At 66.5% G+C, this 10,027-nt stretch carries 11 protein-coding genes and 1 pseudogene; 3 read left to right on the forward strand and 9 right to left on the reverse strand.

The annotated features are described in order from the left end of the window. Positions 1 to 6: 6 nt before the first annotated feature. The 4 genes from F2P45_RS13005 to F2P45_RS13020 form a co-directional block, all read right to left on the reverse strand. Complete coding sequence (locus tag F2P45_RS13005) at positions 7 to 768, reverse strand: substrate-binding domain-containing protein (RefSeq protein ID WP_166875283.1); 762 nt, start codon at positions 766 to 768, stop codon at positions 7 to 9. A 323-nt stretch (positions 769 to 1,091) separates the two neighbouring features. Beyond that, positions 1,092 to 1,442, reverse strand: a complete 351-nt coding sequence (locus tag F2P45_RS13010) for a DUF3325 family protein (protein WP_166875287.1) — start codon at positions 1,440 to 1,442, stop codon at positions 1,092 to 1,094. Continuing rightward, on the reverse strand, positions 1,439 to 3,025 hold the full coding sequence (locus F2P45_RS13015) for a PepSY-associated TM helix domain-containing protein (protein ID WP_166875289.1): 1,587 nt from the start codon (positions 3,023 to 3,025) through the stop codon (positions 1,439 to 1,441). The genes F2P45_RS13010 and F2P45_RS13015 overlap by 4 nt, the downstream gene beginning before the upstream one ends. Beyond that, entirely contained in the window at positions 3,022 to 3,327 is a 306-nt protein-coding gene (locus F2P45_RS13020) for an iron transporter (protein WP_166875292.1), read from the reverse strand. The genes F2P45_RS13015 and F2P45_RS13020 overlap by 4 nt, the downstream gene beginning before the upstream one ends. 246 nt (positions 3,328 to 3,573) lie before the next feature. On the opposite strand from F2P45_RS13020, the gene F2P45_RS13025 reads away from it, so the two are divergent. From F2P45_RS13025 to fur, 3 genes are all read left to right on the forward strand, one after another. Beyond that, the gene (locus F2P45_RS13025; protein ID WP_166875295.1) at positions 3,574 to 5,772 is read left to right on the forward strand and encodes a TonB-dependent siderophore receptor; all 2,199 of its coding nucleotides are present in this window, start codon (positions 3,574 to 3,576) and stop codon (positions 5,770 to 5,772) included. 514 nt (positions 5,773 to 6,286) lie between these two features. After that, the gene (locus F2P45_RS13030) at positions 6,287 to 6,871 is read left to right on the forward strand and encodes a TonB-dependent siderophore receptor (RefSeq protein ID WP_166875339.1); all 585 of its coding nucleotides are present in this window, start codon (positions 6,287 to 6,289) and stop codon (positions 6,869 to 6,871) included. Between the two features lie 52 nt (positions 6,872 to 6,923). Next, a complete protein-coding gene (gene fur / locus F2P45_RS13035) occupies positions 6,924 to 7,370 on the forward strand; it encodes a ferric iron uptake transcriptional regulator (RefSeq protein ID WP_166875298.1) in 447 nt (148 codons plus the stop codon). Between the two features lie 78 nt (positions 7,371 to 7,448). On the opposite strand, the gene F2P45_RS36175 is transcribed toward fur, so the two are convergent. The 5 genes and pseudogenes from F2P45_RS36175 to F2P45_RS36180 all read right to left on the reverse strand — a co-directional run. Further along, positions 7,449 to 7,775 (reverse strand): hypothetical protein, encoded by a 327-nt coding sequence (locus tag F2P45_RS36175; RefSeq protein ID WP_229505060.1) that lies wholly within the window; start codon positions 7,773 to 7,775, stop codon positions 7,449 to 7,451. Positions 7,776 to 7,796: 21 nt separating this feature from the next. Further along, on the reverse strand, positions 7,797 to 9,056 hold the full coding sequence (locus F2P45_RS13040) for a PepSY-associated TM helix domain-containing protein (RefSeq protein WP_229505061.1): 1,260 nt from the start codon (positions 9,054 to 9,056) through the stop codon (positions 7,797 to 7,799). Beyond that, positions 9,053 to 9,322, reverse strand: coding sequence for a hypothetical protein (locus F2P45_RS13045; RefSeq protein WP_166875301.1), 270 nt, complete (start codon positions 9,320 to 9,322; stop codon positions 9,053 to 9,055). The genes F2P45_RS13040 and F2P45_RS13045 overlap by 4 nt, the downstream gene beginning before the upstream one ends. Further along, entirely contained in the window at positions 9,312 to 9,572 is a 261-nt protein-coding gene (locus tag F2P45_RS13050; protein WP_166875303.1) for a hypothetical protein, read from the reverse strand. Before F2P45_RS13050 ends, F2P45_RS13045 begins: the two co-directional genes overlap by 11 nt. 139 nt (positions 9,573 to 9,711) lie before the next feature. Next, positions 9,712 to 9,822, reverse strand: a pseudogene (locus F2P45_RS36180) (RNA polymerase factor sigma-70); the annotation flags it as partial. Between the last annotated feature and the right edge of the window lie 205 nt (positions 9,823 to 10,027).

Here is a 10,027-nt window from a genome sequence, read left to right on the forward strand (position 1 = left end):
GGGAAATTACTTCACTTTCAGGTAGTCGGCCAGCTTCTTGGCCGCGCCCGTGGGGGCGCCGATGGTGACCAGCCCAAGCGGACGCGACATGGCAGGCGCGCCGATGGTCTTGCTGTCGCCCGCTCCGGCCTTGACATGCACGTCGGCCGCCGGCCCGAAGCCGCCGGGCGTGCGCGAGACCCAGGTGATCACTTCGCGCGGCGACTGCGCTTCCAGGGCCCCCTTGACGTACTCGGCGCCATCCATGATGGTTTTCTGGAACACCAGGCTCGGAATCATGCCCGCCTTGGTCACCACCACCTTGATCGGCAGGTCGGCGCCGCCGACTTCTTTCCAGTTGGTGATTTTGCCGGTTGCCATATCCTTGAGCTGGGCCTTGCTCAGTGCCGTGACGCCATTCGATTTGTGCACCACGACAACCAGCTCGTCTGTTCCGATCTGCGTGAATACCAGGTTGTCCGGAATCTTGATGTCCTTGCTGGCGGCCTTGGCGGCCTTTTTGCCGGCCTCGATCGAGTCGGCCAGGGTGTCCCCGACCGCCGCCACGCTGACTTTGCCCTCGGCCAGGGCGACCATGCCGTTGCCGGTCCCGACACCGTTGACCTTGATCTCGACGCCGGTGGCCTTGAGGATTTCCGCCGCGCGCGGCTCGAGCACGTCTTTCTGCGGGGTGGTGCCGCCGGAGATTTCCAGCACCTCCGCGGCGCCGGCGCCGCCGGCCAGGCTGGCGATCATGAGGGAGAGCAGTACGAAGGCAGGCGCTTTCATTGTGTATCCTTTATGGGGGTCGATCATCGGGAACGGCAAGGTCACCTGAATAGTTTCCCTGCGCCAACTGATAAACCAGTGTACGGCGGCTCACGGGAACACACAAGAAAATGCGAACTGGGTGGGTGCGAAATGTGTCGTGCTGTTGGAAACATGCGATAAGCGCGGCGCTCGCGTTGCTCGGAAGCATGCAACCCGGCGCGATCGCATGGATGAGGAACAGGCGCATGCTGTTCAGCGCGCCGAGGACTCAACAATCTTCTTGCCGGATCGTCCACGCCGCAGACACCGCCCACGCCGCTGAGCCCTGAACGAGCGCCGGCTTACATCGCGCTTGCGGCGGCCAGCGACAGCGGCGCAAGCAGCGCCGCGAGGCGCGCGCTGGCCATCACCGCATTGCGCGCGAACGGCAGCGAGCAGATCAGCGCCATGCCGAGCATCCCGGTCTGGCACAGCCACAGCAGCACACCGAACTGGCTACCGTCGGCGCTGACGGCGGCCACCAGCGAGATGGCGAGCAAGGCCGTTCCGGCCAGGATGAAACGCCACTGCTCACGCCCGCTCTGTTCGCGCAGGCCCAGGCGGCGGCGCTGGCTGGAGGACTGGAAACACAGCACGGCCATGCCGGCCCATGCCGCACAGGCGGACCCCGCCGCCATCAGCGGCGCGTTCATAGCGCCGCTTCCTTCAACAATGGCCCAGCGCCCGCCTTTACCGTGCCGCGCGAACGCAGGCGCCGCGCGGTCAGCGCAGCCAGCGCCGCGCTGGCCAGCAGAACCAGATCGGTCCCGGCCACGGCCATGTTTCCGTGGCTGACGGTGCGCAGCAGATGGTCGCCTGTGAGCACGCCGTTGAGCGCGACGGCCAGCAGCGCAAGCAGTGCGCTGGTCCAGGCCTGTTCGCGCCACGCGGTACCGAGATCGCCACGCGAGCGTGGCTGCCACGCCCGCGCCAGCGCATGGACCAGGGTGCCGATCCATACCAGGAAGAAGGTACTTTGCTCCAGCAGCGCACGCCCGGCAATTGCCTCGGGCAAGATCTTGTTGGACACGAGCATGGCCAGGGTCGCGAGCAGCACGCCCACGCTGCCCGCCGCCGCCACCGCGTTGACCACCAGGCAGCTGATGCGGCCTTCCTTTGCCTGCCGCAGCCGGCGCTTCTCCACCCACAGCAGCATGCCGGTGCCGATCATCACGCAGCTGGCCAGCCCCATCGCGAAATACAGCCAGCGCAGCGGCCAATGGTCGAAAGGCAGCATGTGCACGCCAGTGAAAAAGCGCTGCAATGCGAGCGTGGACGACAGTTCCGAGCGCCCGAGCAGCGCGCCGCTGGCGCCGTCGAAGGTCAGCATCCGCGTGTCGTAACTGATCTGGTCGTGCGGACGGCGCTGGAAGTCGACGCTGGCGTGCGCATCGTGCGGGTTGCGCACGCTGACCCGGCGGATCTCGCCGCCGCCCCAGAGCTGCTTTGCCTGCGCCGCCATCGCATCGACCGAGGCCAGTTCGGCGCGCCGCCCGGATGGCTCGCGCCGCACCAGGGCGAACGCTTCGCGGGTCGCCTGGTCCGCCTGCTGGCCGTAGACCAGCGCAATGCCCGGTTTGGTATACACGAACACCATGATGATCAGGCCGGTCAACGTGATGGTGAAATGAAACGGCAGCAGCAGCACGGCCGAGACGTGATGCAGGTCGAGCGTGGCGCGCTGGCGCGACTTGGCCGGACGGAAGGCGAAAAAATCGCTGAAGATTTTCTTGTGGATGATCACACCCGACACCAGCAGCGCCAGCATCGCAATCGACAGCAGCGCCAGCAGCCAGTAGCCGAGGTCCATCCAGGTGAGATGGAAGGTGTAATGAAAAGGGAAAAAGAATCCGCTGCCGCCCTTGCTGCCCGATGGCGGCAGCAAGCGGCCGCTCGTGGCGTCGACATCGCGGCTCTGGAGTGCGCCGTTTTCAAACCAGCTCAGGCGCATCGCGGGGGCGCGCCGGGTGGGATATTGCACGGTCCATTGCCTGGCGCCGGGCGCCAGTTGCTCCAGATGGGGCCGGGCCAGACGGTCGAACGACACCGCCGCCGGCTGCGCCACCCGGGTGGCCGGCATCATCCAGCGGTCGAGCTCCTGGTCGAACACCGAAAGCGTGCCCATGAAAAACACGAGAAACAGCGGCGCGCAGCACAGCACCCCGGCCCAGGTGTGCAGGTAGTCCATGGCGTGGCGCAGGCGCGGCGGCAGCGGCGTGCCGGCGTGCGCCGTCATGCCGCGCCCGCCAGCGACAGGCTGGCCCAGCCGACCAGGGCGAAGCCGAGCGCGCCGCCCAGCACCCAGGCCGCGGCGCGCGCGGTGGTGGCGGCGCCGAAGGCCACCAGCAAGGCGATGGTCCAGACGAGAAAGGCCAGCATGCCGGTGCTGACGACCGCATCGGCGCGCCGCATGATGCCGCTCGCCAGCAGGACGCCGGAGCCGGCGGCCATGAAGGAAATTGCCAGGACGTAGCCGCCCAGCGCGCCGATCAATGCGCGTGCCAGGGCCGCTCGCCCGCTAAAGCCGAATTTGGACATGGGAAATTGTCACGAGTTACTACAAAGAACGCGTTTCTACGTCATACTAGCCGAAATCTTAATGAAAATCACTATCATTCTCATTCATGGCATCGGTCCGACTCATACCGTCGCCGACTTGTTGCACCGAACCGGCTATACCAGCACGCCAGGCCGACGGCCGCTGGCGCGCACGGCTCCATCCGGGAGCGCATCGGCAGGCGCGGGCCTGTCGATTTCATTTCCACATCCGTCGTCAATCACTCTATGAACATACCACAGCAACGAGCCCGACAGTCCGCGCCATTCCGGCGCACCGCCATCAGCGCCGCCCTCCAGGCCGCATGCCTGGGCCTGGCCCTGGCCTCCTCCGCCAGCCATGCGCAGGACGCCGCCGCCGCCAGGCAGGAGACAGTGCTGCCGACCGTCAGCATCTTCGGCGAGCGCGCCCAGGAGCAGGGCTACGTGGCCAGCCGCAGCGCCGCCGCGACCAAGACCGACACGCCGCTGATCGAAACGCCGCAGGCGATCTCGGTGATCACGCGCGCCGAGATGGATGCGCGCAACGTGCGCGACCTCGGCGAGGCCGTCGCCTACAGCGCCGGCGTGACCTCGGGCGGCACCGGTGAAACCACCCTGTTCGGCGGTAACAGCGTGCGCGTGCGCGGCTTCGGCGGCGGCGGCACCGCCGGCTTTTCGTTCAACGAATACCTGGACGGCATGAAGCTGCAAGGTACCGGCTACGACGGCGGCAATCTGGACCCGTATCTGCTCGAACGGGTCGATGTGGTCAAGGGCCCGGCCTCGGTACTGTTCGGCCAGACCCAGCCCGGCGGCATCGTCAACATGGTCAGCAAGCGCGCCGGTGCGGACATGGTCAACGAAGTGCGCCTCGGCGCCGGCACCCGCTCGCACGTCGATGCCGGAGTCGATGCGGGCGGCGCCATCGGGTCGCATCTGCACTGGCGCGTGACCGGCCTGGCCCTGGACGAACATCTGCAACAGGACCCCGCCAAACGCAAGCGCAAGGTCGTGGCGCCGTCGCTGACCTGGTCCAACGGCAAGACCTCGCTGACCGCACTGGCGCATTATCAGCAGGACGACATCAACGCCACCCTGGTCAATGTGATTCCCGCCGCCGGCCTGTTCGGCAATCCGGGCGGCCGGGTGGCCGGCGATCTCCGGGTCGGCGATCCGGGCTTCGAGAACTGGGACCGCACAACCTCCTCGATCGGCTATCTGTTCAGCCATGCCGTGAGCGACACCCTGGCTTTGCGCCAGAACCTGCGCTACAGCCGCAACGAACTCGATTCGCGGTGGCTGTACCGGCGCGCGCTCGCGCCGGACCGCCGCACCCTGAACCGCAGCGCCTTTTCCGCCGTCGAGGATGCCGCCAATCTCAATCTCGACAACCAGCTCGAATGGACATTCAAGAGCGGCGCGTTCAAGCACACGCTGCTGGCCGGGGTCGACTACCAGCGCCGCACCAACGACGCCGTGCGCCATTTCGGATTCAACGGCGTGCCGGCGCTCGATCTGTTCGCGCCGAAGTACAAGCAGGCTGTTCCCGCGCAGGCCGTGTTCCAGAGCGAAGATGTGGTGGGACGCCAGCTGGGCGTATATGTCCAGGACCAGGTCAAATTGGGTAGCCTCTCGCTGCTGGTGGGCGGCCGCCACGACCAGGCGCACAGCCGCACGCTCAACCGCTTGAACAACAGCACCACCTTGCAGGACGATGACGCCTTCACCGGCCGGGTCGGCGTGATCTACAACTTCGCCGGCGGCGTCGCGCCGTACGTCAGCTATGCCACCTCGTTCGAACCGATCAGCGGGCGCGCATTCAACGGCGGCATATTCGAACCGATGAAGGGCAAGCAGGTCGAAGCCGGCCTCAAGTACCAGCCCGCCGGCAGCGCCCATATGGTCACGTTCGCGCTGTTCGACCTGACCCAGCAAAACATGACCACGGGCGACCCCGAGCACACCGGGTTCAGCATCCAGACCGGCGAAGTGCGCACGCGCGGCATCGAGCTCGAAGGCAAGGCGCAGCTGCTCAAGGACCTGGACCTGACGGCGGCCTACACTTACCTGGACGACGAGGTCAGGCGCAGCAACAACCCCGACCTGGGCAAGCGGCGCGCGCAGATTCCCGCGCACAGCGCATCCGTGTGGGCCAACTACTCCGTGCGCGCCGGCGCGCTGGCGGGCCTGGGACTGGGCCTGGGCGCGCGCTACACCGGCAAGACGCAGGGCGACACGATCAACAGCTTCGCCGCGCCCGGCCACACCCTGTTCGACCTGGCATTGCGCTACGACCTGGGCCGCTTGGGCATGAAGGCCTGGATGGCCGAACTGCACGTGAACAATGTGGCGGACAAGGAGTATGTCGCCTCCTGCTTCGCCACCCACAGCTGCTATCTGGGCCTTTCGCGCTCGGCGCGGGCGAGCTTGAAGTACAACTGGTAAGCACCGGTTGGCGCACCGCACCGCCCTGATGCGGCAGCGAGGCGCGGCCCGTCGGCACGGGAGGATCGGCCAGGCCGGGTGATATCGGCGGCTTGGCTTTTCAGTCCGGGCACTAAACAAACGCTTTGCCGGATTGTCTACGCCATCGACACGGCCCGGCCGCGCAAGCGGCCGGCGCTTTCGTGCGCTATCGATCCATGACATCTTAGCTTTGGCAACAAGGCGACGATCCTAACCTGCCGGGCAAGCATGTTAAACCTCCCGCATCAGCATCACCTGTCGCATCAACACCCGAACGGCCTGCGCGCGATCCGGCCCAGGCCGATCGTCCTGGCCCTCCAGGCCGGCTTCCTCGGCCTGGCGCCCGGCGCCGCCGAAGCAAAAACGGAGGGCGCGGCGATCATGCCGCCGATCTCCGTTACCGGGCAGGAGAGCGCCGCCGGCCCGGTCACCGGCTACGTGGCCAGGCGCAGCGCCACCGGCACCAAGACCGACACGCCGATCATCGCTCGACCTGTATGCGCCGGTGTACGGCAGCACCCCCGGCGCGCCCGTGCCGGCCGGCGGCTGGCGGGCCGATACGCGCCAGCTCGGCCTGTATTTCCAGGACCAGATGAAGATCGCGGGCAAGTGGGTGCTGCTGGGAGGCCGCCAGGACCGCGTGCGCGCGACCGAGTGCAGCTATTTCGCGCCATCGAACTGCTACGCCAATGATGAACGGACCAAGGCGTTTACCGGCCGCGCCGGCCTGGTCTACCTGGGCCGGAATGGCGTTGCGCCATTCGTCAGCTTCAGCCAGTCGTTCGCGCCCCAGGCCGGCGTCAACCGTCTTGGCGAGCGTTTCAAGCCAAGCCGTGGCGAGCAGCTCGAAGCCGGCGTGCGCTACCAGCCCCAGGGCGGCACGCTGCTGTTGTCCGCCGCCGTGTATAACCTGACCAAAAGCAATGTGCTCACGGACGACCCGGCCGACACCAACTACCAGGCCCAGCAGGGCGAACTGCGCTCGCGCGTCGCTGACCTATCGCTGGTATGGGCCCCGGCCTGGATGCGCGCCCGCGCACGCGGGCCGGACACGTTCCGGTATCGCGCCCCATTGTAAATGATTCTCATTCGCATGATGATGCGTGTCACATTGACTTGCTTGAAAGCGTATGGACATTCCAAAAGAATTGCGCGACTCCGGCCTGAAGGCCACCTTGCCACGCGTCCGCATACTCCAGCTGTTCCAGGACGGCCAGCACAAGCATATGAGTGCGGACGAGGTCTATCTCCTTCTGCACCGGGAACCGAGCGACATCGGACTGGCCACCGTCTACCGGGTGCTGATGCAACTGGTCGACGCCCGGATCCTGGTACGCAACCAGTTCGAATCGCCGGTCGCCGTGTTCGAATTGAACCAGGGTGGCCTTCACGACCACCTGGTTTGCACGAGCTGCGGCCAGCTGGAGGAATTCTGCGACGACGCCCTGGAACACCGCCAGGAAGAAGTCGCCCGCAAGCTCGGCTTCGCCTTGCGCGAGCACTCGCTGTCGCTGTATGGCACCTGCGTGCGCTGCGCAAGCGAGGCCGGTCCATCCCCAAAAATCCGCCGCTCGTGAGCCATATCGGCGCCCTGGAAGCGAACGACAAGCGCTCCGGGCGGCGCGGCTGCTTGCGTGACCGGGCGGCGCTGGCCGTCAAGCGGCTCGGCGCTGTGCCGGGTCTGCCGCCACCGCGGCGTCGGCGGCGCGCAGCGACCACACGCTGTGCGGGTCGCCATGGCGGCCGCGCCTGAGGGCCGCCCGCCCCATCGTCCAGAACGCGCAGCCGGCGACCAGCGCCACCGCGTTCACACCCACCACCACCCATTCGCCGCGCCACAGCGACAGCAGCGGATGGACGCCGCTGGCACCCCACTGCGCCAGCGGAATGGCCAGGGTCAGCGCGGCGCACAAGGACAGCAGTTCAAAGGCGGCGCGCGCGGGCGGACGAATGAAGGCCCATGCAAGGGCCGCCAGGAACACCGCGTAATAGCCGCGCTCTTCCTACAGCGGCAGTTCGCCCGGCGCGGCGGGGAACAGTTTATTGACCAGGAAAACCGCCGACACACCCGCCACGCAGCCAAGGCACACGCCCAGGGTGGCCTGGGCCATCAGGCGCCCGCTCAGCGGCTGGCGCTGCGCCAGCCGCTTGCGGCGTGCCTCGATCCACAGCAAGTTCCCGCTGTAGAACAGGAAGGCGCCCGCCAGTCCGAGCAGGAAATACACCCACTGCACCGCCGCATGGCCAAAATTCCCGTAGTGCAGCGTTTGCAGGCCGCGCAGGAAGGTCGTGCCGGGGCTGTAGTGCTGCGGCGTCATCACGCGCACCACGGCGCCGCTGCCGGCCTGGAGCACCACGGCGGCGGAACTGGTCAGCGTGCGCTGTCCGATGTCGCCATACGCGACGACATGCGCATTGGCGTCGCCCGCGTGCTGATAGTGCACTTGCGCCACCACCATGCCCGGCGCCGCCTGGCGTACGCGCGCCAGCAACTGGTCCGCGCCCAGCAGCGGCGCGGTCACGCCGGCCGCTTTCAGGGGCGCTGTGGCCGCAATATCGGGCTCGATCAATTGCAGCAGCTTGCCGTCGAAGACCAGGAACTGGAACGGCGCCAGCAGCAGCACGCCCAGCGCCAGCACCGCGCCGCTCCAGGCAAACACGATATAGAAGGGCAGCGACAGGATTCCGATCACATTATGCGCATCCTGCCACATGCGCTTGAGGTTTTTGCCCACGCGCAGGGCGAACAGATCCTTGAGGAACAGCGGCGCGTACGCCACCACGCCGGACGCCAGCGCCAGGCCGTACAGGATGCAGACCACGCCGAGCACGTAGATGCCCCAGCTTGCGGGCAGCCCGGCCGTGTAGTGCAGGCGGAACAGGAAATGCGACAGCTCCGATTGCGGCTTGACGTCCAGCAGCGCGCCGTCGGGCGCCAGGCGGAACTGGTGCTCGGTCTCGCCGCCCTCCTTGGTTTGCTCATGCCAGTCGAGCGTCAGATGCGGTTCGTTCAGGCTCGGCAGATGCAGGGTGAACGACGCTTTTGCCTGCGGGTGCTGGCGCAGGACGGCGTCGATCAGCGCTTGCGCGCCGGCCTCGGACTGCATCGGCGCGCGTGCCGACGAGGGCGTCTCCCAGGTATGCAATTGCTTGTTGAAGACGCTGATCGCGCCGGCGTAAAATGCGATGAACAGGGCAAAGCCGGCCACCAGGCCGACCCAGGTATGCACCGCAATGTAGGTTTTCAGGGTGGACGATTTCATGCGGCCACCCTCAGCAGGCCGGCCGCCTTCAGTCCATGGATCAGGCCGAAGCCGGCCAGGGTGGCGCCGCCCATCCACAGCCAGGCACGCAGGGCGGTCTTGAAATGATAGGCCAGCGCCATCGCCCCCACCCAGGCCGGGAAGAACATCAGCAGGATCGGCAAGGTGTCGCGCTGCTGGTTGCCGCTCAGCAGTGCCAGCAAGCCCACCAGCGCCACGCCGAGCGGCGGCGCGAGGAAGATGGCGGCGAACGATTTACCCCACATGGCGCCTCCGGCTCCAGGCGTGCGCATACGGCAGCGTCACCAGCGCCAGCATCAGCCCGGACAGCGCAATGAAGACGCCGCACCAGAAGCCGTAGCCATGGCTGGCCGCCAGCACCGAGGCGGCGCACAGCGGCAGCGCCAGCGCGCGCAGCAGGCGCCCGGGCGCCGCCGCCCACAGGCACTGATGCGGCGAGGCCAGGTAAAGAGCCAGCGCGGCCAGAATGGCCGCGCCAATGGAGATCCAGATCATGTGACACCTTTTGAATGAGACTTATTCTCAACAAAAGGCATGATAATGGATTATGCGCATAGGAAACAGTGGAATTTTGCCGAGATGCTACTTTTGTGCGCGAGGTCCGCCGCCCGGGCGTGACGCCGGCCGGCCCGCATCACGCCGCCGCGACGGCGGCGCGGCAGGACAGCATGGCATCGCGCATCATGAAGTTGACCAGGGTGGCCGAGACACCGAGTTGATCGGCGACCTCGCGCTGGGTCTGGCCTCGTTGAACTGCGCCGCGCGCACCGGTGCGGCTGGTGCGCGCGGCAAACCACGTGACGCTGTATTTGCCAAGCATCAACTAATCTTACTGTGTCATAAGTTATATCGAGCCACATTGCAGCAGGGGCATCGTTGAAGTCGTTTCACGATTGCAGACATGATGAGTGTGCGCAATGACGTAATTGATTCAGGTACGTGGCGCTGTG

The sequence above is a fragment of the Massilia mucilaginosa genome (assembly GCF_011682145.1).
In the GTDB taxonomy this organism is placed as follows: Bacteria; Pseudomonadota; Gammaproteobacteria; order Burkholderiales; family Burkholderiaceae_D; genus Telluria_A; species Telluria_A mucilaginosa.